Origin of the sequence: Bacillus sp. RIT 809 (genome assembly GCF_016892495.1) — a bacterium.
GTDB lineage: Bacteria > Bacillota > Bacilli > Bacillales > Bacillaceae_G > Bacillus_A > Bacillus_A cereus_U.
Genome location: NZ_JAFEMR010000023.1, coordinates 47186 through 71104, shown reverse-complemented (window position 1 = coordinate 71104; position 23919 = coordinate 47186). Strand labels below are relative to the sequence as shown.

The window sequence follows — 23919 nt, the reverse complement described above, 5'->3', positions numbered from 1 at the left end:
AGAGGAGCATAAACATGACAATCGGTACATTACCTTTCGATCAAGAAACAATCCGTCAGCGCGCAAGCGAAGTAAACGAAGCTGCTTGGTTGACTGAGTTCCGCTTACAAGCTCTTGCACAAGCAACTGAACTTCCAATGCCAACGCCTGATAAAACGAAAATTGAAAAATGGGACTTTATCGGAAAAGGCGACGCTGCTAAGCAAGAGCCTGTAAGTTCTTTAACAGAGCTTCCAGAAGCAGTGAAAAACTTAATCGATGAAAATAACAGCGTATTAGTACAACGTACTGGTACAACTGCTTTCGTTTCTTTAGCAGACGAAGCAAAAGAAAAAGGTGTTATTTTTACAGACATCGTAACAGCTGCAACAGAGCATGCTGAATTAGTACAAAAGTACTTAATGAAAGACGGCGTGAAAGTAGACGAGCATCGTCTAACTGCACTTCATGCTGCATTAATCAACGGCGGTGCATTCGTATATGTTCCGAAAAACGTTGTTCTTGAAACTCCACTTCAAGCTGTATTCTTAGTAGACGGCGAAGAAGCTAACGTATATAACCACGTATTATTCGTAGCTGATGCGAACAGTACTGTAACATATGTAGAAAACTACGTTGCAAATGAAAATGCTAAAGGTATTGCAAATATCGTAGCAGAAGTAATCGTGGAACAAGGCGCACAAGTGAAATTCGGTGCGGTTGATCTATTAGCAAAAGACGTAACAACTTACGTTAACCGCCGCGGAATTGTTGGACGCGATGGCCGCATTGATTGGGCTCTAGGCCTTATGAATGACGGAAATACAATCTCAGAGAACGTTACGAACTTAATGGGCGACGGATCATATGCTGATACAAAAACAGTAACAATTGGTCGTGGTAACCAAACACAAAACTTTACAACTAAAGTTGTTCACTTCGGTAAACACTCTGAAGGTTGGATTTTAAAACACGGTGTACAAAAAGATAGTGCAACATCTATCTTTAACGGAATTGGTAAGATTGAACACGGTGCATCTAAATCAAATGCACAACAATCTTCTCGCGTTCTTATGTTAGATGAGAAAGCTCGCGGTGATGCAAACCCAATTCTTTTAATCGACGAAGATGATGTAATGGCAGGTCACGCAGCTTCAGTAGGCCGCGTAGATCCATACCAATTATACTACTTGATGAGCCGTGGGATTCCAAAACGCGAAGCAGAACGTTTAGTCATCCATGGATTCTTAGCACCTGTAGTAAATGAGCTTCCAATTGAAGGAGTAAAGGCACAGCTTGTTGAGGTAATTGAAAGGAAAGTTCGCTAATGAATATTCATGAAATACGCAAACAGTTTCCAATTCTTGATCAAAAAGTGAACGGCAAACAACTTGTTTATTTCGATAGTGCAGCAACTTCTCAAAAACCAATTCAAGTCATTGAAACGTTAGAACGTTATTATAAAGAATATAATTCTAACGTGCATCGCGGTGTTCATACGCTCGGTACGAAAGCTACCGATGCGTATGAAGGTGCACGTGAGAAAGTTCGCAAGTTTATTAATGCGAAATCAATGGAAGAGATTATTTTCACGCGCGGAACGACAACTGCATTAAATACAGTAGCAGCTAGCTATGGTCTTGATAATGTAAAAGAAGGCGATGAAATCGTCATCTCTTACATGGAGCACCATAGTAACATCATTCCGTGGCAACAAGTTGCGAAGAAAACTGGTGCAACTTTAAAATACCTTCCGCTTCAACTAGACGGTACAATTTCTTTAGAAGATGTTCGTCAAACAGTTACACCGAATACAAAAATCGTTTCTATCATGCACGTTTCTAACGTACTTGGAACGATTAACCCTGTAAAAGAAATCGGAGCAATCGCACATGAAAACGGTGCAATCATGATCGTTGATGGAGCACAAAGTGCACCTCATATGAAAGTGGATGTACAAGATTTAAACTGTGATTTCTACGCATTATCTGCTCATAAGATGTGCGGACCAACAGGTGTCGGCGTATTATATGGTAAGAAAGAATTGCTAAACAATATGGAGCCAATTGAATTTGGTGGTGAAATGATTGATTTCGTAGATTTACAAGAGTCTACTTGGAAAGAGCTTCCGTGGAAGTTCGAAGCAGGTACACCGATTATCGGTAATGCAATCGGACTTGGCGCGGCAATTGATTTCCTAGAAGAAATCGGTCTTCATAATATTGAAAAGCATGAACATGAATTAGCGCAATATGCTTTAGAGAGACTATCAGAAGTAGATGGCGTTACAATTTATGGTCCAAAGCATCGCGCTGGTCTAGTTACATTTAATATTGATGACGTACATCCTCACGATGTAGCAACTGTATTAGATGTAGAAGGCATTGCGGTTCGCGCAGGACATCACTGTGCACAACCACTTATGAAGTGGCTGAAAGCTTCTTCTACAGCACGTGCGAGCTTCTATTTATATAATACAAAAGAAGAAATTGATACATTTGTTGAATCGCTAATCAAGACAAAGGAGTATTTCACAAATGTCATTTAATAATTTAGATACGTTATATCGTCAAGTTATTATGGATCATTACAAAAATCCTCGTAACCATGGCGTGTTAGAAGATAGTGTTACCGTTAACTTGAACAATCCAACTTGCGGCGATCGTATTCAACTTACGATGAAAGTAGAAGAGGGTATTGTACAAGAAGCGAAGTTTGAAGGCGAAGGATGTTCAATTTCAATGTCTTCAGCTTCAATGATGACACAAGCAGTAAAAGGAAAGAAAATTGAAGAGGCTCTTAAGCTTTCTAAAATTTTCTCTGACATGATGCTAGGAAAAGAGTATGATGACAGCATTGATTTAGGAGATATTGAAGCATTACAAGGCGTATGCAAGTTCCCGGCACGTATTAAATGTGCAACATTAGCGTGGAAAGCGTTAGAAAAGGGCTTAAACGAGGATAAGTAATGTTAAAGGTTCCTAAAAACGAGGTTATATAAGGAGGGACACACCAACATGGCGAAGCAACTGCCAGATATCGGCGATTATAAATATGGTTTCAAGGATAAAGACGTTTCGATTTTCCGTGCTGGACGCGGTTTAACAAAAGAGATCGTTGAAGAGATCTCACGTATGAAAGAAGAACCACAGTGGATGTTAGACTTCCGTTTAAAATCACTGGATAAGTTCTATGAAATGCCAATGCCACAATGGGGCGGCGACTTAAACGACTTAGATTTCGATGAAATTACGTACTACGTAAAACCATCTGAGAAATCTGAGAAGTCTTGGGATGAAGTACCTGAGGAAATTAAAGCAACATTTGATAAATTAGGTATTCCTGAAGCTGAGCAAAAATATTTAGCTGGTGTATCTGCACAGTACGAATCTGAAGTTGTATACCACAACATGAAAGAAGACCTAGAAGATCTAGGAGTCGTCTTCAAAGATACAGATAGCGCATTAAAAGAGAACGAAGATATTTTCCGTGAGCATTTCGGAAAAGTAATCCCACCAACAGACAACAAATTCTCTGCATTAAACTCTGCAGTTTGGTCTGGTGGATCATTCATCTACGTTCCAAAAGGTATTAAAGTTGATACACCACTTCAAGCGTATTTCCGTATTAACTCTGAAAATATGGGACAATTCGAGCGTACGCTTATCATCGTAGACGAAGGCGCACACGTACACTACGTAGAAGGTTGTACAGCACCTGTTTACACGACTAACTCACTTCATAGTGCGGTAGTAGAAATCATCATTAAGAAAGATGCATATTGCCGTTATACAACAATCCAAAACTGGGCGAACAACGTATACAACCTAGTTACAAAACGTGCGGTTTGTGAAGAAAACGCAACGATGGAATGGATTGACGGTAACATCGGATCTAAATTAACGATGAAATACCCAGCAGTTATCTTAAAAGGCGAAGGCGCTCGTGGTTTAACATTATCTATCGCGATTGCTGGTAAAGGCCAACACCAAGATGCTGGTGCGAAAATGATTCACTTAGCACCAAACACATCTTCAACAATCGTTTCTAAATCGATTGCGAAGCATGGTGGTAAAGTAACTTACCGTGGTATCGTACAATTCGGACCAAAAGCGAAAAACTCTCGTTCTAACATCGAGTGTGACACGTTAATCATGGATAACCAATCTACATCTGATACAATTCCTTATAACGAAATCAAAAACGATTACGTTTCACTTGAGCACGAAGCGAAAGTATCTAAAGTATCAGAAGAACAATTATTCTACCTAATGAGCCGCGGTATTTCTGAGCAAGAAGCTACAGAAATGATCGTAATGGGCTTCATCGAGCCATTCACTCGCGAACTTCCAATGGAATACGCAGTTGAAATGAACCGCCTAATCAAGTTTGAGATGGAAGGTTCTATTGGTTAATATTTAAAAGTGGAAGCGGCTCGTTCAGAATGTGAGGGGGATGGAGCTTCTGACGTAGAGGCGCTTTTTGCCTCATAGGAAGAAGTGAAGCCACCGAACATTCTAGCCGCTGGAACTGGATAATATATGTATGAAGAAAGCGCCCTGCATGCAGGGCGCTTTTTTGTGTTGGGTAAGCTGGTCTGGTTGGGAAGGGATACCCAGGTGGGTGTTCGGTAAAATATATCAGCGATTTTTCCAATATATCGACGTTTCGACAAAATGAGACAAAAGAAATCTCTCATATACCCCTCAACATTCAAATACGAGAGGAGCACCTATATGGAAGTAAGGCAAAGATACTGACAAATCCCCGCTCCACCAGCTAAAATCATTTCACACACTAGAAAATATAAAGTTTTCCATAATAAAAGGGCAATCTTTTGCTTTTTCTTATAATGCGAGTACAATGTAGAATAGCAAGAAAAGACGAAAAGTATTTACAGGATTATTGCGTACGTGTAGCGTAAATGGCAGTAAGGAACTGAGAGGAGGTTTTTTCTCTGAATATAAATAAAGAAACGATCATCCACCTTTATCATACAAACGATATACATAGTCATTTTGAAAATTGGCCGCAAATTTCTCGGTTTGTACTAGGGGAGAAAAAGCGAAGACAGGAAGCGGGAGAGACTGTTTTAACTGTGGATATTGGCGATCATGTGGATCGTTTTCATAGTATTTCGGAAGCGACAAATGGACTTGGGAATACGAAGCTTTTAAATGAGGCGTTATATGATTATGTAACGATCGGAAATAATGAAGGAATTACATTGGCGAAAGAGCATTTGAATCGTCTATATGATGATGCTGGGTTTGAGGTGCTCGTAGCAAATTTATTTGAAAAAGAAGGTGTACGTCCGGCGTGGGCGCGGCCTTATAAATTACATACAACGACAGATGGGATTACGATTGCTTTTATTGGATTAACGGTAGCTTATCCAGAGTTTTATGAAATGCTCGATTGGCATATCGAAGATCCAATCATCCATTTAGAATCTATTTTAGAAGAAGTTAAGGATACAGCTCATATTACGGTTGTACTTTCTCATCTTGGAAAAAGTATGGACGAGTATATGGCTGAGCATTATGATATAGATGTTATTTTAGGGGCACATACGCATCATTTATTTGAGCGCGGTGTTCTTGTGGATAATACTTTGCTTTGCTGTTGTGAAAAGTGGGGACATTACGTTGGACATGTTCAGCTGACTGTGGATAAAGAGACGAAGAGACTGGTGAAAAAAGACGGTAGAGCGATTAAGACAGAACGGTTAGGTGCTTATAGCGAGCCGTTATCCACAATTGAAATGCTAAAGGAAGAAAGTAAACAGATAATGGCTGAGCCTGTCGTTCATTTAAAAGAGTCATTGCCGGTTGATTGGTTTAAGGAGACGACGTTTTCTCATATGTTGGCAAGTGCGCTTAAAGAGTGGTGTAATGCGGATGTTGGGATGGTGAACGCTGGTGTACTTCTTGAGGGATTAAATGAAGGTGTTGTGACGCGCGGAGATATTCATCGAATTTGTCCACATCCAATTAATCCATGTCTGTTAAAAGTACCAGGGAAAACGTTAAGAGAAGTTATTTTGAAAGCGCGCCGCCCGAATATGGAGAATCTTGAGGTGAAAGGATTCGGATTTCGCGGAAAAGTAATGGGGAAAATGATTTACGATGGGCTGGAAGTGATTCCAGATACGATTCCAGGGAATAAAATTTTACTAGAAGATGTATTGATTAACGGCGAATCGCTGGAATTAGACCGTATATATACGGTAGGAACGATTGATATGTTTACATTCGGATACTTATACCCAGAGCTATCCACACTTTCTGACAAACAATATTATATGCCAGAATTACTTAGAGATGTACTAACAGACATGTTGATAACTTATACATCTTCAGTCAAACTATAGGCTAGTTAACTTGTAACACTCATTTTTCTCTTGTCATAAAGATAAGAAAGAGAGGAGTGTGAACTATGGTTAATGTAGAGCCAATTATAATTGATAACTATACGTTCATTGCTGTTAGCGTAAAACTTCCGAAGACAAATTTGCTAGCTGTAATGAGCGATAAAGGATATATTATGTGCGGTGCTCTAGATGTAGGTCTTTTAAATGAGAAGTTAGGCGATCGAGGAATTATTGCTGGCCGTGCGGTTGGTGTAAGAACGATTGAACAACTTCTTGAAGCACCGCTGGAATCAGTAACGATTGAAGCCGAAGCTTTAGGCATTCCGGTAGGCACAATCGGAAAAGATGCACTATTAAAAATGAGATAAGCATATATCGTCCCTCCTTCTTGCATAGAAATAATATAAGAAGGAGGGTTTTCTTATGAGCATATTTCGTTCGAAAAATTCGCGGTTTCGAAGGGGACCGATTTCCTTTCGGTATATACTGCTTATTTCGTTTATTATTTTTATCGTAATGGTAGTTCAAGGTTTATGGATTGTAAATAAAAGTATTCAGCCAACGTTAATTAAGTATGGGGAAACAGAGACGCATAAAATGGCAACAGCAGTTATGACGAAAGCGGTAAAAGACCGAATTAATGAAGGGTTTGATGTAGATTCATTAATGAAAGTACAAACGGATAAGAACGGGAAAGTATCTACAATTGATTTAAATACAAAACAAGTAAACGAAATATTAACATCGACTACTGCATACATAGAGAAATATTTACAACAAGTAGAAAAAGGGGATACGAAAGCACTTGGTATTTTCGAAGAGAATGGGGTATCTATGTCAGTTCCTTTTGGGCGCATAACCGATAATGCGCTTCTTGGTAATATAGGACCGGATATTCCGATTAATTTTACGCCAATTGGTCATGTGAATACGGATATTAAACAGTTAGTTGAGCCACAAGGAATTAATAATACAGCGATCAAAATTATTATGGAAGTGGAAGTGACGTTACAAGTTATGATTCCGTTACGCACGAAAGAAATTAAGGTGAAGCAAAACATTCCGATTGCGACGCGCATCGTTCAAGGTGAAGTACCTACTTATTACGGAAGTGGCGGAGTTGTTGTACCAGATAAAAAGAAAACGGATAGTTAGTGAATATAAAGTGAAACTTTAATCAGTGGGGGGCTTCGTCCTCCACTGATTATTAGCCTTCACAAATCGGGCTTTTACGGGCAGTAAGGCCCCCACCGAACTTCTTTGCTTTCGCTGAATTTTGAGGTAGGGGTCTTACTGCCCACAAATAGCGGGATAAAAGATAACCGTAGCAATTCGCTACGGTTATCGTTTTGTATTTGCTCGTTCTTTTCGTTCCCAAAGGCTTAAATGCATGTATGGATCGAAAGCCCATTCGGTATAGCCATTGTCTTTATACATGCCGAAATGTAAGTGAGGCGGGAACTTTCCAGCTGTGCCAGGAGGACCATAACCAGTACTACCGACAAATCCGATTACTTTTCCTGGTTCGACAATTTGTCCGAGCTGTATTTCTTTAGAGAACCCGCCTAAATGAGCGTAATAATGGTAATTATTACGAAGGTCACGAATGCCGATGCGCCATCCGCCAAGACGGTTCCAGCCTTTTGTTTCAATAATGCCATAGCAAGTAGACCTTACTGGTACGCCATAGCCTGCAAAAATATCGGTTCCTTCATGAACTCTCCTGCCGCCAAAACTTCTACCAGCACCAAAAGTACTACGATAGCTATGGTCACTGCGAATCGGGAGGGGGAAAGCATTTCCTTCTAAATTAATGCGTCCATAATGTTTATAAATTCGGGCGTATTCTGTAATTAATTCAACTGTTTTTGCACGTCTATAATATTCCCAAAGCATAATGTTAATACGGTCTTCCGACGTTCCTTGTTTCTTTAAAATAGTTGCTGCTGTATGCAGAAGATCACGGTCGTTATTTGCATTTGCAAATCCATCTTTGTCACCATCTAAACCCATTCCGCCAAATAGAGAAATTGTATGGGGGAGAGTATCATTACTATTAACAGGTCCAGCCCATATTTCAGGTTTGAAATAAAGGGAAATGATGGCATCTGGTTTTTTCGGTATATCTTTTCTTACGCTCCGTATGTTTCTTTCGTATTGATCCATTGCGGCTAAGTAATACCACGGAATACCGGAAGATTGCTCAGTTTCTTTATATAGTGCCATGCGCTTTTCATATATGCTTTGCTGATTATCTTCACCGTAAGCGATGTTTTGGTGGAGAAGAAAGCAAATCGAAAGCAAAAGAGAAATTTTTCGAAGCATGAAATAGACTCCTTTCACAACATCACTCTTTTTAGTGTGGGATATACGGAGTATTTCATTATAGGGAACGATTGGAAAAAATCTTAGAATCTTCATTTGAGCAAATCGCTTTCATACGTTAGAATAGATATGTTACATTGAAAGAAGCGAACACGGTAAACTATTTCATATTGTGCGGAGTTGATAACCATGACAAAACAAACAGAGTATAAGCGCAAGCCCGAATGGTTGAAAATTAAGTTAAACACGAATGAAAACTATACAGGCTTAAAGAAAATGATGCGTTCTAAGAATCTTCATACCGTTTGTGAAGAAGCGAAATGTCCGAATATTCATGAATGCTGGGCTGTAAGGAAAACAGCAACATTTATGATCTTAGGTGCGGTTTGTACACGTGCTTGTCGTTTTTGTGCAGTTAAAACAGGCTTGCCAACTGAGCTTGATTTACAAGAGCCAGAACGCGTAGCGGATTCTGTAGTACAAATGGGCTTAAAGCACGTTGTTATAACAGCGGTTGCACGTGATGATTTAAAGGACGGCGGAGCAGCTGTTTTTGCTGAAACAGTACGTGCTGTACGTCGTAAAAACCCATTCACATCTATCGAAGTATTACCATCTGATATGGCTGGGGTAGAAGAAAACTTAAAAATGTTAATGGATGCAAAACCAGATATTTTGAACCATAACATTGAAACAGTACGTCGATTATCTAACCGAGTTCGCGCTAGAGCAAAGTATGACCGTTCATTAGAGTTTTTACGTCGAGCAAAAGAAATGCAGCCTGATATTCCAACTAAATCGAGCATTATGGTGGGCTTAGGTGAAACAAGAGAAGATTTAATTGAAGCAATGGATGACTTACGTGCAAACAATGTGGATATTTTAACTCTTGGACAATACCTGCAACCATCTAAGAAGCATTTACCAGTTCTTAAATATTACCCACCAGCAGAATTTGCAGAGCTTAAAGAAATTGCACTTAGCAAAGGATTTAGCCACTGTGAAGCTGGTCCACTTGTACGTTCTTCTTATCATGCGGATGAGCAAGTACGTTCTGCGAAAGAAAAAGTAGCAGAAGCGAAATAATGAAAAAGGAGAGCTAATATTAGCTCTCCTTTTTCTTATACTCTAAAACAGTATTTTGACACGTTGATAAAATTCTTTTTAGTTCCTCTGTGGATAATTCAATTGTAAATTCGGGTACACCAGGTGTGATTAAAACTTTCTTGTAAGTATAAATCGAACTGTCCACAATAATCGTTACATCTTGTGAATAACCGAAAGGAGCTACACATCCTGGCATGCAACCAGTCTCTTCTCTTAACTCATCAGGAGAACAGAGAGATAAGCTTTCTCCTGTTATTTCTTTCATCTCTCCTCGGTTGAGGCGAGTTCCCTCTAACGTAAAGAATACGTAATACGCCCCGGCTTTTGATTTTAAAAATAGGCTTTTACTTGGCGTACCTTGTAAGCCGAGTCTTTCACGAACGATGCGATCAGTCTCATAGTCAAGTACTGGCTCATGTTCAAACTTTTCATAAGAAGCATTTGTTTTATGTAGTAAAGAAAGTACGTCTTCGTACATATTGAATGATACCCCTCTCTATGTTTTACTGCAGCCCTAGCATATCTTCTCGCAGTGTCAACTGAATGTATTGGAAAGGGATATTACTTGGATGGCGCTTCCCATAATCGTTGTATGATAGATTGTTCATCAAGTGTAATTTCATAAATATCAGGATTCGTTAAAGTTTTCCATTCGTCAAAGCCAATAGTAGGATCAAAGTGCTTTAAAATTAATGTGAGTAAGTTGCCGTGTGTAACGAGTAATGTTGTTTCATGCTCTAGTTTTAAAACTTCCTGAATAAGTGAGATGGCACGGTCTGTTGCTTGTTTTGTTGACTCTCCGCCCGAAAAGGCAATATCTATATTGGTAAAAGTGTATTCTAGTTTTTGAAGCCAATCATCCATTGAAACAGTGCTTAATATGCGTTCTGCTAACCGTTCATCTTCTTGAATAGATAAATTAGCTTGGAGGGCATATGGCCGAATAGAATCGATAGCTCGGACAAATGGGCTTGAAATAATATGATCTATTTGTAGATGATTTTCCATGAGGAATGTAGCAACGGTGTTTGATTGGTCTCTTCCTATGTTTGTTAATTCGGCATTACGCTCTTGTCCAGTTGCTGAACAATGCCTGATTACAATAATTTTCTTCATATTTCATCCCCATCTTTCAAGTTGACGATATATACTTCGACAAATGTGGAAAAAATTCCTTTTTCTTGGAAAGGGCATAGTGATCTAAGTCTGTGGAAAAGTAATGTGGATAAATCAAAATTTGAGGTGCAATTATGAAAAAAATGATATGCATTGTATTCAGTGTTTGTTTTCTCATACAATTGTCCACAGCATATGCACAATCCAATCAAAACTTAGAATATCCGGGCAATCAAAATAAATCGTTTGTGAATGAAGATCTATTTTATGAACAGTTAGATAAGAAGGTTTATAAGGAATACAAAAATGCGGCGTATAGCGTTCGAAAGAAAATTTTATGGAAAGAAGTACAAGATGCAGAATTTACCTTCCGACAAAAAACAGCTGTCGGCTGTCGAAGTAGAGTGGTGCTTCAAGATTCGTTTATTCATCCTGATCGCCAAGTTTATTTTTTTGGTTCCTTTTCTCAAGATGAAGCAGATGAGTTGCATAAATATATTGTTATAGATGCAGAAACAAAGAAGGAACTTCGAGGTGGCCGAAGTTATCACTGTTACGATAATCCACATAAAAAATAAACCACCAATTTTGGTGGTTTATTTTTTACTCTGCTGTACTCACTAATTTCTCTTTCATTTTACGAATAAGAATGAAACCACCAATCGCGAAGAGAAGAGTAATTCCTTCTGCGACAAAGATGTTAATCATTTTTGTTTGGTAAAGTGCTGCGAAAAAGTCTACAAGTGCGTGGAATAGTATAGCGTATACGAGGAAAATGTATTTCTTTTGTTTTACCGCGTATACGACAAGCATTGTGAAGGCAATTTGCAGTACTAATGCCATAATTCTTTCTAGGCTACCAAGTAAGTAAAAATAGGCAGGTTGCTCTATTAACAAGTCCTTGATATGGCTCAACTGTGGGTATTGTTCAACCATTTGAGCGAAGCTACCATTGTTAATAGATGTTGCAAAGGTAAGAGTTTGAAGCCCAGCGAATCCACCGACTAAAATCGATTCAATACCGCCGTGTCCAATTCCGTACGCAAGACCGTCTTTATAATCTCGATATTTTTTCAGTAAGTAGTAAAAGGCAACGAAACGACCTAGTTCTTCAAAAATACCAGCAGTCAACCCACCATATATTGCGAAAATAAATGGGTTTTCTAAAATTGGACCTATTGTTGGATTTCCGCGCATGAATAATTGGAATGGTGTTTCGAGAATTTGGGTAAACCCGATAAAGATAAGGATACCAATGCCAACTATTTTCCAATTAATATTATATTTCTTACGGAAATAAACGAGTACAATAATTGGGACCAGAACCGAAACAACGAGTTGAATTATGATACTGGCAATTACAGTATTTGAAACCATACTTTCACCGCTTTCTAATATATGTACATATCTATTATGCATGAAATATAGGCGAGATGAAACTTTTAGCAATAAAATGAATTTACTTATTGACTCTAACGTTGCGTCATACTTTATCGTATGTATTAAGGGGGAGATATGCATGACAATGAGGGTAAAAGAAGTAGCTAATTTAGTTGGAATTAGTGTGCGCACACTGCATCATTACGATGAAATTGGGTTGCTAACCCCAGACGAGACGACAGAATCTGGATATCGTCTGTATTCCAATGAAAATTTAGAAACGTTGCAGCAAATTTTATTTTTTAAAGAGCTTGGCTTCCCTTTAAAGAAGATTAAGGAGATTATCATGAGTCCTTCATTCGACCGTGAAGAGGCATTACAGCTTCATAAGAAAATGCTTCTTGAAAAGCGGGCTAGATTGGATAAAGTGATAGCGACGATTAATAAAACAATTCAGCATACAAAAGGAGAGATTGAGATGACGAATAAAGAGAAATTTGAAGGATTTGATTTTAGTCATAATCCGTATGAAGAAGAGGCACGTGAACGATGGGGAGATGAGGCTGTAGATAAAGCGAATAAAACAGCGAAGGGTATGTCTACAGAGAAACAGGAGGAGTTTAATAATATTTACAGAAAGCTAGCAACACTTCGAAATGGAGCACCGGATTCTAAAGAGGCGCAAGAAGCAATCGGGGTATGGTACGATTACTTGCAAAACTTCGGTGAATATTCATTAGAGGCCTTTAAGGGACTCGGTCAAATGTATGTTGCTGATGAGCGCTTTACGAAAAATATTGATAAGTTTGGCGGGGGATTAGCGCAGTTTATGTGTGATGCGATGGAGGTTTATGCGGATCGTAAGAAATAGTAAAAAGGTGGATGTTTTCTCCACCTTTTTATTTTTTTATCATATTATTTAAAGTTTGATCCCCCGTATTATTCAAATGAGGATTTTTGCTCATTTCACGTTTTAACATATCAAGACTTTGTTCATATTCTTTATCGTTTAAGCTACCAGATTGGAGACCTTGAATTTGAGAAATCAACTTTTGGTTTGTTGATACATATGCTTTATAATAGCGAGGGACGATGGACAAAGCTGTTTTATATACTTGATCTGTTACGAGTTTTGGGTCCGTTGTGTTTGCACGGTATACAACGAACACTTCGTCGTCGGTAACGAGTGTAGCGGCATTGGTGACGTCAGGAAGTTTGACTGTCATGCTCGTAATCATTTCGGCGACTTTCTCACGGTTAATAGCGCCTACTTGCTTGTTAGATACTTCATGCTTCTGTTTAGAAGAATAACCGACTCTAGTTAACCTTGTATTTGTGTTTTCCGTATGATACATGTCGTTTTTGTTGGAAACAAGAACACGACTTCCTTCTTCACGCTCCATTTCGGCTTTATTAGTTGATTGGCAGCCTGCAAATAAGGAAAGAGTGAGAAGAGAGAGGATAATTTGCTTTTTCACGATGTATCACCTCCTTCTCCATAGCATGCACTAATTTTCAATTTTTTGTATTTGAAATTGTTGGTTGTTATGCTTTGTGATACGATAAAAAGAAGAATGCTTAGAGAGGAAGTTCATAATGGAGCAAAAGCAAGAGATTCATACTACGGTGAGCGTTAATAATGTTCAGTACGAAGTAATTAAAAACTTTCGTGACGGTTTTAGTGAAGAAGCATTTAAAGAGCGCTATGCAGAAATTTTAAATAAATATGATTATATCGTTGGAGACTGGGGTTACGAGCAACTTAGATTGCGCGGTTTCTTTGATGATAGTAATCAACGTTCGACATATGATACGAAAATTAGTACTTTATCAGAGTATTTATACGAGTACTGTAACTTCGGTTGTGCACACTTTGTATTACGAAAAGTGAAGAAATGAAAAAATCCTCTTACGATTGTAAGAGGATTTTTTCATAGCAGTTATACCAATTATGAGGAGGCTGTTTACTTTTGAAATAAACAGCACCTCGGCAAATATAATTGTTTGTTTCATATAGGCTTAATGAAACGGGATTACCTGTAAAACAATCTAGGCGTATTCCAGTGTAGGTGTTTTGTGTTGCTTCGTTTTCCCAAAAGGATAATAGTACTTTGCTATAGCCTTTTCCTTGTACGAGCGGATGGATGACAAAAGAGTGGACGATAAGAAAGCGTCCGTCTGTTTCTGACCAGTCAATTAGTTTGTATTCTGGAGACTGTGCTTCGTTTAAGACGACGGCGCCGACAAGTACTTGGTCTTGGAATAGACAATACAATTCGGCTTGTTCTAGATGATAGGAAATGTGTTCTCGCGTCGGATAAGAATCATCCCATTGATAAATTTTGTTCTGTAAGAGTGATTCTTTGCATGCTGTATACATTACATCTAAGTCATTCAATAAATCAATCGTACCTTTTCTCACCTTTAACATGGGAGTCCTCCTTACAAACAAATTGAAATGTAATCACCTTCAGAAAGCGTTTTGTTTGGTTTCATTTGTTGTCCATTTAGTTGGATAGCTCCATTTTTAATTTTATCCACAATGATGGTACGGCTCCAATCTGAAATATATGTGGATAACACTTTATCAATCCTGTGGGAACCAAAAACGATGTCTAATACGATCGTTATTTCGGCTATACCACTTTCTTTGTATTGTGTAATGGAAATGGTAGTACTTGTTTCAGCCTGTTCTGGCTCAGTAATATCGACCGTTTCAACATGATCAGTAAATGATTTATAAATATGAAGTTTTTGATTCCACGTATGATCTTTCGGACATTTATAAATTGCAAATCGATATATGTTCTTTCCGTTTGCGTTATGCCTGCGAATGCTCGTGTCGGTAAAAAGGGTAGTACGCCTGCAATTTTTACAATACTTTTCGATTGTTGCTAGTTCGTTTTCATATAAACTCCAAGAAAGTTGTACTTTCTGCATTTTCCTTCACCTCTTATATATTGGTAAAGAAACGTAATACAGCTATTTGGATGTCTTGTAGTATGAAGACATGAGAAGTAGACAAAAATAAAAGGAGATTCCCCCAAGAGGAACCTCCGTAAACATCATACTACAGATGCGTTACGTTCCTTCGTAATGGGAATGGGCAGACTACTCCCTTGAAAAAGCACGGTGCTTTTTTGAGAGTAATGCTATCCAATTGCTGGTCCATTACAAAGTAAATGTTGGCATACGTAGATAACGTCCTTTCTATCCAAATAGATTTGTTCATAAGTATAACACGGAAGATTGAAAATTCAAAACTCTTATAATGAAAAAACACCAGCTATTTTAGCTGGTGCACCAGATAAATTATATAAGTTCAAATAAAAATGAGCGTAATTCTTCTGCATTTTCTTCAGACATCGAAAATGCATGCTCTAAGTAGCCTGGTTCGTTTAAATCGTCAGGACCGATGATAGCAAATTTGTTGCTCTGCATATCAAGGACTATCGTTTTACCGTAATGACGATCGGAGTATAGAAGCGCTAAATCATGACGCTCATTTTCCCCCAGAAAGCTAACGAAACGAGTTTTTGTAGCGACAGTATCGTCGTACAGAAAGAAACGTTCTTCCATACACATGGCTCCTTTATTAAATATCTAAGTTTAAGTGTGGTTTATGATCTAAATGGTGATGCGTTTTAATAAATCGTACCGTTCTTGTTTTGTAACGCATAACGATAGAATATGTTTCAGCTAAATCTCCGCCAAGGAATTTCACGCCGTCTAATAATTCACCAGCAGATACACCTGTTGCTGAGAAGATTGCGTCATCACCAGATACTAAGTCATCTAACATAAGAAGTTGACGAGGATCTTCTAATCCCATTTCACGACAACGAGCTTCTTCTTCTTCGTTCATTGGAACTAAGCGAGCTTGCATTTCACCTTCAAGGCATTTTAATGCTGCTGCAGAAATAACACCTTCTGGAGCTCCGCCTACACCTACGAATAAGTCGATACCTGTTCCAGGTAAAGCTGTAGCGATTGATGCACCAACATCTCCATCACCAAATAATTTTACGCGTGCACCTTTTGCACGAACACGGTCAATAATATCTTGATGACGTTCACGTTCTTGGATGATAACCGTTAGGTCACGAATTTTTTTATTGTTTGCTTCTGCTACAATATCAATTGTTTTTTCAATTGGATCATCTAAGCTAATTTTACCAGCTGCTTTTGGACCAACCGCGATTTTTTCCATGTACATATCCGGAGCATGAAGAAGGTTTCCTTTATCTGCGATTGCGATAACTGCCATTGCATTTGCAAGGCCTTTCGCAACGATGTTTGTACCTTCTAACGGGTCAACGGCGATATCTACTTCTGGACCGTTACCTGTTCCTAGTTCTTCACCAATATACAACATCGGTGCTTCATCAAGTTCTCCTTCACCGATTACAACTGTACCTGCCATGTTTACTGAATCGAACATATCACGCATAGCTGTAGTTGCTGCATCATCTGCTTCGTTTTTCTTTCCGCGGCCCATCCACTGTGCGGATGCTAAGGCTGCTGCTTCTGTTACACGGACAATTTCTAGTGCGAGTTCACGTTCCAAGGTTGCATTCCTCCAATTTCAAAAATCATACAAATATAACTATAACAAATAACGAGGAAAAGGTGAATTCGAAAAATTGTCGATTTTTTCAGAAGAAAGCGTTACAATTAAAATGTAAATGCTTTAATTTCCAGGTAGGTGACATTCATGTACTTCGTAGACAGAAAGAAAATAGAACAAATGCTAGTATGTTTAGAACGAGCAACAAATACATTTCAAGAGAAAAAGACATATGAAACCGAGTTTGAATTCTACGCATTAGAGCGCATGGCGCATCTTATTATCGATTGTATATTAGATGTAGGGAATGCGATGATTGATGGATTTATTATGCGCGATCCAGGAAGTTACGAAGATATTATTGATATTTTAATGGACGAGAGAGTTATAAGTGGAGAAGAGGGAGCGCATATTAAAGAAATTATTCTTCTTCGAAAAATGCTTACGCAAGATTATATTCAAATGAATCATGATGAATTATATAAGACGATTCAAAAACATATCGCCGTGGTAGAGAAATACCCAGCGAATATTCACAGTTATTTAGAAAAGGAATTAGGGCCTGTATCTGCATTTGTACCAGAATAATTGTGCTTATAAGATCCCCGGGGATTCCTTTGGGGATCTTATATTGTATATGAGAAAAGGGAGAAGGGCGAGTTATGGGGCAAGCACGTACGACGAAAGAAGAGATTGTACAATTGTTGAAGGTAAAGGGCGAGCATACTGTAGCAGAATTAGCCGAAGCTTTAGAAATTACGGAAATGGCAATTCGAAGGCATTTAAGTAATCTTGAGAAAGATGAGCTAATTTATTCAAAGATGGTAAGGCAGCATGTTGGACGACCAACATATTTGTATGGATTAAGTCAAAAGGGAGAAGATACATTCCCGAAAGAATATAAGCAGTTTGCTATTGATATGCTAGAAGATTTAGCTCGAATGGGCGATGAAAAAATGCTTCGTTACGTTTTACAAGCGAGAACGAAACGAATGGAAGAGCAGTTGCAAAAGAAGATAAGTAATCAAAGTAATTTAGCGTATAAAGTACAGGAAATAGCTGCTATGCAAGAGAAAAATGGTTATATGGTTCAAATAAAGAGAGATGGGGAACGTTCTTTCATACTTGAAAAGCAAAACTGTCCGTTAAAGGAAATAGCGGAGAAATTCCCGCAAGTGTGTGAAGATGAAAAAGATATGTACAAGCGGTTATTTACAGGTGCAAATGTGAAAACGTTAACGAACATGTGTGAAGGCGATTGTAATTGCTCGTATCAAATAAAAGAGAAAAAATGAACGTTATGGGACGCTTTAGGGTAAAGCGTTTTTTTCTTTTGAAAAAGGGGTTAATATAAGAGTGGTATGATAGGTGAGAACGTTAGCATAGAAGGAGAGACAAATAGATGTATAAAGGTTATTTAATTGACTTAGACGGTACGATGTATCGCGGAGAAGAACAAATTGAAGAAGCAAGCGACTTCGTAAAAGCATTAGGAGAACGTGGTATTCCATATTTATTCGTTACAAATAACTCAACTCGTAAACCAGAACAAGTTGCAGAAAAACTTGTTCGTTTCGATATTCCAGCAAAAGCGGAGCAAGTATTCACAACGAGCATGGCTACAGCGAACTTTATTTATGAGCGCAAACAAGATGCAACTGTATATATGATTGGTGAAGAGGGCTTACATGCTGCTCTTGTTGAAAAAGGATTTGAACTTGTGGATGAAAATCCTGATTTCGTCGTTGTTGGTTTAGATCGCGATATCACATATGAAAAGTTAGCAAAAGCATGTCTTGCTGTGCGTAACGGTGCAACGTTTATTTCAACAAATGGGGATATCGCAATTCCGACCGAGCGCGGATTATTACCGGGTAACGGTTCATTAACATCAGTTGTAGCAGTATCAACAGGTGTGGATCCAATCTTTATTGGAAAACCAGAATCAATCATTATGGAACAAGCGTTAAAAGTGCTTGGCGTAGAAAAAGAAGAAGCATTAATGGTTGGGGATAACTACGATACAGATATTTTAGCGGGGATAAATGCTGGTATGCATACCCTTATTGTCCACACTGGAGTAACAACTGTGGAGAAGTTAACAGAATATGAAGTACAACCGACGCAAGTTGTGCATAACTTGACGGAGTGGATTGAGAAGATGTAATGAAATGCAGGTAACCGGAGCGGTTGCCTGTTTTTTTTATGCATAATTGCATATGTACTATAGGCATATAAAATGTAAAATTTACATGTAATGATATAAAAGGGAGGGAATAAGAGTGTACTGGATGTCATGTATTATGTTTGTTTTTACATTATGTGTTTTGTTCTTTGTTCTATGGAAGATATATAAAATAAATGAAATGAAAAAAAGCGCGGGAAAACTTATTGCAACATATCCTCGGGTGAAGCGACGTTGGATTGCATTACTTGGACCAGCGTACTTCATCGGGCAATGTATGTATATATATGCTCAGTACATAAGTGGTGATATTGGTACAGTTGAACAGTTTCTCGTTCAGTTAGGTATTCATGCTGTAGCAAGTTGTTTTATGACTTTAATAGCTATCCATCTTATTAAAAGTGTACAAATATATGACAAAGGTGTAATAGACGGATTAAACTTTTATTCATACGAAGAATTAAAAGGCTATAAAACATCAACATGGGAAAATCCAAAAGAAAATATATTTTTATATCGCGGGCGAGAAAAAACGAATGACAATGTAAATTTACTTATTAGACAGGAAGATATGAATGAATTAGAAAGTATACTTCAAAGATATATTCCGAAATTGATGATGAAATAAAAAACTCCGGTTGTTATAACCGGAGTTTTTTATTAAAATGCACGATTCACAACGTCTTTAACTTCTTCAAGATATTGTTTACGCACACTGTCATCCACAGAAGGAACACTTGTATAGAATGTATGCTCAAGTGTTTCAATGCCTGTAAATTCAAAAATACCAACATCCGCTGTTTTCTTCATTGCGTCAAACATACCGCCTGCTGTGTATGCTTCTTTCGTATTACCCATTGTAGATAATAACAATCCTTTTTTACCGCTTAATAACTTTTCAATGCCACTTTCACCGTAAGCATAAGCGAAGCCGTGGCTAAATACACGGTCAACATATCCTTTTAAAATAGCAGGAAGTCCTGCCCACCAAACGGGGTAAATGAATGTAATGCTATCAGCCCAAGAGATATGCTCTTGTTCTTCTTTGATATCTTCTGGTGTATTTCCTTGAGAAAATGAGATGAAATCGGAAGCACCTAATACTGGATTGAAATTTAATTCGTATAGATCACGAACGCGTACTTCATGCCCTTTTCCTTCTAATTCACTTTTTACAGTTTCTAAAATTGCATGGTTGAAGCTTTCTGTATTCGGGTGTGCATAAACGATCACATGTTTCATTGTTCTTCCTCCTAATTGTGGATATGTGAATAGTTTTTATATATCCGTGTAACTATTATGGTTACCTCCGTTGCGAGAGTCAACTTTTCTGACGTGAGAAATAAAGTGAAATTTTAATCGGTGGGGGGTGTCTATCCCGCACTGATTATTTGCTCACACTAATCGGGCACTTACTGCCGGTTAATATAAATGTTAGTATGTGACAAAAAAATACAAAATAGTAGGTATTTTGCATTTTCGAATAGAATATATAGATTGGTAAATAGAGAGAAAAGGGGATATCGGGATGAATATTATTGAAATTGAAGGGTTAGAAAAATCGTTTGATATTGGGGATAGTAAAGATCTTAAAAGATATTAATGTTCAAATTCAAAAAGGTGACTTTGTTTGTATTATGGGGGCAAGTGGATCGGGTAAAACGACTTTACTTCAGCTGTTAGGTGGATTAGATATTCCATCGGTAGGTAGTATTCGAGTTGATGGTACGGAGATTTCAACATTAAAAGAAAAAGAGCTCGCTTTATTTAGAAGGCATAAAATCGGTTTTATTTTTCAGCAGTTTAATTTAATTCCAGTGTTTAATGCGGAGGAAAATGTAGGTCTGCCTTTACTATTAGATAATGCTTCGCAAAAGAAGGCAACGGTGACAGCAAATCGTTTATTAGAGCTCGTTGGATTGAAAGGAAAAGAAAAGCATTTACCAGCACAGTTATCAGGTGGGCAACAGCAAAGGGTTGCGATAGCAAGAGCTTTTGCAAATGAGCCAGCCATTATATTAGCGGATGAACCAACAGGGGCATTAGATTCAGAAAATAGCAAAAATATAATCGCGGCCCTTCGTAATGCATGCGATGAGTTAGGACAAACGGCTGTTATTGTAACGCACGATCCATTCGTAGCAGCCCATGCAGATAAAGTTGTTTTCTTACTAGATGGTGAAGTGATTCACGAACATGCAGAGAGTAAAGGATGGAAATTCCGTAATATTCAGCAGCAAGTTACTCACATTCAAGAAATTATGAATCATCACTTTAAAGTAGGAGGTAAAGGTGATGCGCTGGGTAATTAAGTATGCGGTGAAATCAATGAAACAAAATTGGTTAGGAAATATGTTGATTGCCCTTGGAGCAGCGTTAGGTGTTATGTTAGCGACTATGTTATTACTAGGTAATCAATCAGTCGAGCAAAGTGTGAAGGAACAAGTAGTAAGTCGTTATGGAGATTATAATTTGCAATTTGGATATATAAAAAATGATATGTATTTAAATAATGAAAGTTTAAAAGGGATAGATGGCTTAGAAAACGCTGAAAAAATATCAAAAGTACTTATACCGTATCCTTTACCAAATTATAAAGAGCTATCAGGAAAGCCATCTTATTGGGGGGTTGAGCAAGATTCTCCAGAAATGCGTTCTTATAAAGTTGCAGAAGGACGATATCCGAAAGAAGGTGCTGAAGTAGCACTGACAAAAGGGTATACAGACCGTGAAAATATACGTGTAGGAGATATGATCAAACTGCCGTTTCCGCCGCATGGAGAAAAGACTGTTAAAGTTGTCGGGATTTTGAATCCACCTTTAATGGCGGCAATGGGGCATGGTTCTTATTTTCCAATTAGTTGGCTTCAAAAAGAACTGAATCTACAAAATCAATTCAATCTCGTTCAAGTGAAAGCACAGGATGTAAATGTGAAAAGGGCAATTGCTCTTGATGTAAATAAGAAGCTTGAAAATATAAAGGTAGATCAACGTACATATGTAGATAAGGCGTTTGAACGACTAAATGTGATGAAGCCATTGATTTTTAGTTTAGGTGGTATTGCCTTATTTGTTGTAGCACTTTTAATAATGGGAAGCTTTTTCTTATCTGTTAGAAGTCGATTTAAGCAATGGGCATTATTACGTGCACTTGGTAGTAATCCAAATCAAATTATATTAGTCGTTTTATTAGAGGCTTTATGTATTGGGGCAATCGGATCACTAGCAGGAGTTATTCTTGGAGCAGGTACGCAAAAAATCGCCGCATCATTTATTAATAAATGGGTGAATATTGAGGGTGCAGGGAAAGAATCATTCTCGATTTCAGGCGAGATTTTACTCATTACGTTTTTACTAGGAATTGTTATGTCTATCATAGGGGCTATTATACCAGCCTTCATGGTTAGAAAGATTCCACCAGTTCAAGCGCTTAGGCCAGGTCTTCCTAGTAATGAGAAAAAAGAAAAAAGGTGGAGTGCTTTTAGTTGTAGCATTTTAATCATTGGTACTGTTATTGGACTAGCGGGTAACGTATTAGAGCGGTATATCGGTTTTAATCCAAGTGCGATAGGTGCGCTGTTATTTGCGGTCGGTTTGTTATTTGCGATTCCGTTATTTATTCGGATGATAGCACCAGTGATTGCAAAACCACTTCAAATGATATTACGAATTGAAACGACGATTAGTAGCCGAAATGTAATTCGTTATCGGAATAAGGCAGCTGTGTCTGTTGCTATATTAGCATTTGGTTTTATGTTAGCACTTGTTGGAACAATGTATGTAAACTCTATGTATGAAGGTACGAAGAAAGGATTACAAAAGCATTTACCAGCGGATTTAGTAGTACGTGTACCGATGGAGTCGCAAGGAATTGAGGTTCTACCGTTTAGTTGGATGGAGAAGATTAAAAAAGTTGCCGGTGTAGAAGCAAGTGTAGGGAATGCTACTGATTTCACAGCAAAACTTATAAATTATGACTTTAAAAAAGCTAATCAAGAATGGTATGAACATGTGAAAAAAAATAATCTTAACTATGACTCAATGGAAGTTATAGGTAATGATATTGTAGCGTATCAGAAAGTAACGAAGGCAAAAGTGATTTCAGGGCAAAATTTAAATAAGCCATTACAAGATGGTGAAGGAGTCGTTACGAAAGAAACGGCTAAAAATTTAGGGATTCAGTTACATGATACGATTGAAGTACAAGGGAAAGGGAAAGGGAAAGGGAAAGAAAAACAAACGATTAAAGTCGTTTCGATTATTGAGCAAGGATTAAGGCTAAGAGGATCAGATATTTTTGTGAATGAACAATGGGCCCGAGATAAGTTTCATGTACAAGGATATGAAGCGATTCAAATTATGACAAATTCTAATCAATCATTTGAAGAGATTAAGAAACAAGTAAAACAAATTACAAATAATAAAGATAACGTAGAGGTTATTAACAGCTACGATTTATTGAAGGAGCAGGAGCAGTTATTATCGCAAATGATGATGTTAATTCGCTTATTAGTTGTAATCGTTTTTATTATTTCAGGTATAGGACTAATGAATGCAATTGTTGCAAGTTTACATGAAAGACGTGCTGAAATTAGTATGATTCGTGCGGTAGGAGCTATTCCGAAGCAAATGAGACGGATTGTTTTATTAGAGGGCACTTTACTTGGAGCGATAGCTGGTTGTATTGGGGTTTTAGGTGGAATTGTATTTAGTTATATTGTGTTATCAAGCTTAGAGTTAACGGTTATTATCATTCCGTATAATCAAGTTTTAATATTGGCACTAGCTAGCATTATACTCGGAGCAGGAGCAGCAATGATTGCTTCATTACAATTAAGAAAGTTTAAATTGAGTGACACTTTAAAGGAGTTATCAGCATAAAAGATT

Annotated in this window: 26 protein-coding genes and 1 pseudogene; 17 read left to right on the top strand and 10 right to left on the bottom strand. The window is 37.9% G+C overall.

The genetic code is table 11. The features are described 5' to 3' along the window. Nucleotides 1-14 precede the first annotated feature (14 nt). From sufD to yunB, 7 genes are all read left to right on the top strand, one after another. The gene (gene sufD / locus JTF23_RS21720) at nt 15-1307 is read left to right on the top strand and encodes a Fe-S cluster assembly protein SufD (protein WP_002129751.1); all 1293 of its coding nucleotides are present in this window, start codon (nt 15-17) and stop codon (nt 1305-1307) included. After that, on the top strand, nt 1307-2527 hold the full coding sequence (gene sufS, locus JTF23_RS21715) for a cysteine desulfurase SufS (RefSeq protein ID WP_204209664.1): 1221 nt from the start codon (nt 1307-1309) through the stop codon (nt 2525-2527). The genes sufD and sufS overlap by 1 nt, the downstream gene beginning before the upstream one ends. Next, the gene (gene sufU / locus JTF23_RS21710) at nt 2517-2948 is read left to right on the top strand and encodes a Fe-S cluster assembly sulfur transfer protein SufU (protein WP_002089369.1); all 432 of its coding nucleotides are present in this window, start codon (nt 2517-2519) and stop codon (nt 2946-2948) included. The genes sufS and sufU overlap by 11 nt, the downstream gene beginning before the upstream one ends. Before the next feature lie 48 nt (nt 2949-2996). Next, nucleotides 2997-4394, top strand: a complete 1398-nt coding sequence (sufB, locus tag JTF23_RS21705) for a Fe-S cluster assembly protein SufB (protein WP_002015928.1) — start codon at nt 2997-2999, stop codon at nt 4392-4394. Between the two features lie 542 nt (nt 4395-4936). Then, on the top strand, nt 4937-6352 hold the full coding sequence (locus JTF23_RS21700; RefSeq protein WP_213020125.1) for a bifunctional metallophosphatase/5'-nucleotidase: 1416 nt from the start codon (nt 4937-4939) through the stop codon (nt 6350-6352). Nucleotides 6353-6417: 65 nt separating this feature from the next. After that, a complete protein-coding gene (locus tag JTF23_RS21695; protein ID WP_002112658.1) occupies nt 6418-6720 on the top strand; it encodes a YunC family protein in 303 nt (100 codons plus the stop codon). Between the two features lie 55 nt (nt 6721-6775). Further along, the gene (gene yunB / locus JTF23_RS21690) at nt 6776-7507 is read left to right on the top strand and encodes a sporulation protein YunB (RefSeq protein WP_002112657.1); all 732 of its coding nucleotides are present in this window, start codon (nt 6776-6778) and stop codon (nt 7505-7507) included. Nucleotides 7508-7693: 186 nt separating this feature from the next. On the opposite strand, the gene JTF23_RS21685 is transcribed toward yunB, so the two are convergent. Then, entirely contained in the window at nt 7694-8677 is a 984-nt protein-coding gene (locus JTF23_RS21685) for a M23 family metallopeptidase (protein ID WP_204209663.1), read from the bottom strand. 189 nt (nt 8678-8866) lie between these two features. Between JTF23_RS21685 and lipA the strand changes: the two genes are divergently transcribed. Then, the gene (gene lipA, locus JTF23_RS21680; RefSeq protein WP_002112653.1) at nt 8867-9763 is read left to right on the top strand and encodes a lipoyl synthase; all 897 of its coding nucleotides are present in this window, start codon (nt 8867-8869) and stop codon (nt 9761-9763) included. A 19-nt stretch (nt 9764-9782) separates the two neighbouring features. On the opposite strand, the gene JTF23_RS21675 is transcribed toward lipA, so the two are convergent. Next, complete coding sequence (locus JTF23_RS21675; RefSeq protein ID WP_002145059.1) at nt 9783-10262, bottom strand: YbaK/EbsC family protein; 480 nt, start codon at nt 10260-10262, stop codon at nt 9783-9785. A gap of 83 nt (nt 10263-10345) precedes the next feature. Beyond that, nucleotides 10346-10900, bottom strand: a complete 555-nt coding sequence (locus JTF23_RS21670) for a histidine phosphatase family protein (protein ID WP_204209661.1) — start codon at nt 10898-10900, stop codon at nt 10346-10348. 134 nt (nt 10901-11034) lie between these two features. Between JTF23_RS21670 and JTF23_RS21665 the strand changes: the two genes are divergently transcribed. After that, nucleotides 11035-11478: a hypothetical protein gene (locus tag JTF23_RS21665; protein ID WP_204209659.1), complete on the top strand. Its 444-nt coding sequence runs from the start codon at nt 11035-11037 to the stop codon at nt 11476-11478. A gap of 25 nt (nt 11479-11503) precedes the next feature. Here the strand turns inward: JTF23_RS21665 and JTF23_RS21660 are convergent, their stop codons facing one another. Further along, nucleotides 11504-12319, bottom strand: a complete 816-nt coding sequence (locus JTF23_RS21660) for a YhfC family intramembrane metalloprotease (protein ID WP_204209670.1) — start codon at nt 12317-12319, stop codon at nt 11504-11506. A gap of 100 nt (nt 12320-12419) precedes the next feature. Here JTF23_RS21660 and JTF23_RS21655 point away from each other — a divergent pair, with 100 nt between their 5' ends. Beyond that, complete coding sequence (locus JTF23_RS21655) at nt 12420-13151, top strand: MerR family transcriptional regulator (protein WP_204209658.1); 732 nt, start codon at nt 12420-12422, stop codon at nt 13149-13151. Nucleotides 13152-13179: 28 nt separating this feature from the next. On the opposite strand, the gene JTF23_RS21650 is transcribed toward JTF23_RS21655, so the two are convergent. Then, nucleotides 13180-13758: a YhcN/YlaJ family sporulation lipoprotein gene (locus tag JTF23_RS21650; protein WP_002112644.1), complete on the bottom strand. Its 579-nt coding sequence runs from the start codon at nt 13756-13758 to the stop codon at nt 13180-13182. A gap of 118 nt (nt 13759-13876) precedes the next feature. Here JTF23_RS21650 and JTF23_RS21645 point away from each other — a divergent pair, with 118 nt between their 5' ends. Then, nucleotides 13877-14179: a YutD family protein gene (locus JTF23_RS21645; RefSeq protein WP_000435944.1), complete on the top strand. Its 303-nt coding sequence runs from the start codon at nt 13877-13879 to the stop codon at nt 14177-14179. 10 nt (nt 14180-14189) lie between these two features. Here the strand turns inward: JTF23_RS21645 and JTF23_RS21640 are convergent, their stop codons facing one another. The 4 genes from JTF23_RS21640 to glpX all read right to left on the bottom strand — a co-directional run bounded on the left by JTF23_RS21640 (nt 14190) and on the right by glpX (nt 16847). Continuing rightward, nucleotides 14190-14711, bottom strand: coding sequence for a GNAT family N-acetyltransferase (locus JTF23_RS21640; RefSeq protein ID WP_199715677.1), 522 nt, complete (start codon nt 14709-14711; stop codon nt 14190-14192). A gap of 11 nt (nt 14712-14722) precedes the next feature. Beyond that, nucleotides 14723-15220 carry a cytoplasmic protein gene (locus JTF23_RS21635; protein ID WP_199715675.1) on the bottom strand — a complete coding sequence of 166 codons (498 nt, stop codon included), beginning with the start codon at nt 15218-15220 and terminating at the stop codon, nt 14723-14725. Between the two features lie 372 nt (nt 15221-15592). Continuing rightward, nucleotides 15593-15859, bottom strand: coding sequence for a DUF3055 domain-containing protein (locus JTF23_RS21630; protein ID WP_002112635.1), 267 nt, complete (start codon nt 15857-15859; stop codon nt 15593-15595). Between the two features lie 16 nt (nt 15860-15875). Further along, nucleotides 15876-16847: a class II fructose-bisphosphatase gene (glpX, locus tag JTF23_RS21625; RefSeq protein ID WP_002015911.1), complete on the bottom strand. Its 972-nt coding sequence runs from the start codon at nt 16845-16847 to the stop codon at nt 15876-15878. 147 nt (nt 16848-16994) lie between these two features. On the opposite strand from glpX, the gene JTF23_RS21620 reads away from it, so the two are divergent. The 4 genes from JTF23_RS21620 to JTF23_RS21605 all read left to right on the top strand — a co-directional run bounded on the left by JTF23_RS21620 (nt 16995) and on the right by JTF23_RS21605 (nt 19660). Continuing rightward, nucleotides 16995-17435, top strand: a complete 441-nt coding sequence (locus JTF23_RS21620) for a DUF86 domain-containing protein (RefSeq protein WP_002015910.1) — start codon at nt 16995-16997, stop codon at nt 17433-17435. A 74-nt stretch (nt 17436-17509) separates the two neighbouring features. Continuing rightward, the gene (locus JTF23_RS21615) at nt 17510-18142 is read left to right on the top strand and encodes a helix-turn-helix transcriptional regulator (protein ID WP_199715673.1); all 633 of its coding nucleotides are present in this window, start codon (nt 17510-17512) and stop codon (nt 18140-18142) included. A gap of 107 nt (nt 18143-18249) precedes the next feature. Then, nucleotides 18250-19014, top strand: a complete 765-nt coding sequence (locus tag JTF23_RS21610) for a TIGR01457 family HAD-type hydrolase (RefSeq protein WP_204209656.1) — start codon at nt 18250-18252, stop codon at nt 19012-19014. Nucleotides 19015-19129: 115 nt separating this feature from the next. Beyond that, a complete protein-coding gene (locus tag JTF23_RS21605) occupies nt 19130-19660 on the top strand; it encodes an iron ABC transporter substrate-binding protein (protein ID WP_199715670.1) in 531 nt (176 codons plus the stop codon). Nucleotides 19661-19692: 32 nt separating this feature from the next. Here the strand turns inward: JTF23_RS21605 and JTF23_RS21600 are convergent, their stop codons facing one another. After that, a complete protein-coding gene (locus JTF23_RS21600; protein WP_016106522.1) occupies nt 19693-20274 on the bottom strand; it encodes an NAD(P)H-dependent oxidoreductase in 582 nt (193 codons plus the stop codon). 286 nt (nt 20275-20560) lie between these two features. On the opposite strand from JTF23_RS21600, the pseudogene JTF23_RS21595 reads away from it, so the two are divergent. Both JTF23_RS21595 and JTF23_RS21590 read left to right on the top strand, forming a co-directional pair. Then, nucleotides 20561-21344 (top strand): annotated as a pseudogene (locus tag JTF23_RS21595) (ABC transporter ATP-binding protein). Continuing rightward, a complete protein-coding gene (locus JTF23_RS21590) occupies nt 21328-23913 on the top strand; it encodes an FtsX-like permease family protein (protein ID WP_204209654.1) in 2586 nt (861 codons plus the stop codon). The pseudogene JTF23_RS21595 and the gene JTF23_RS21590 overlap by 17 nt, the downstream one beginning before the upstream one ends. Nucleotides 23914-23919: the final 6 nt, after the last annotated feature.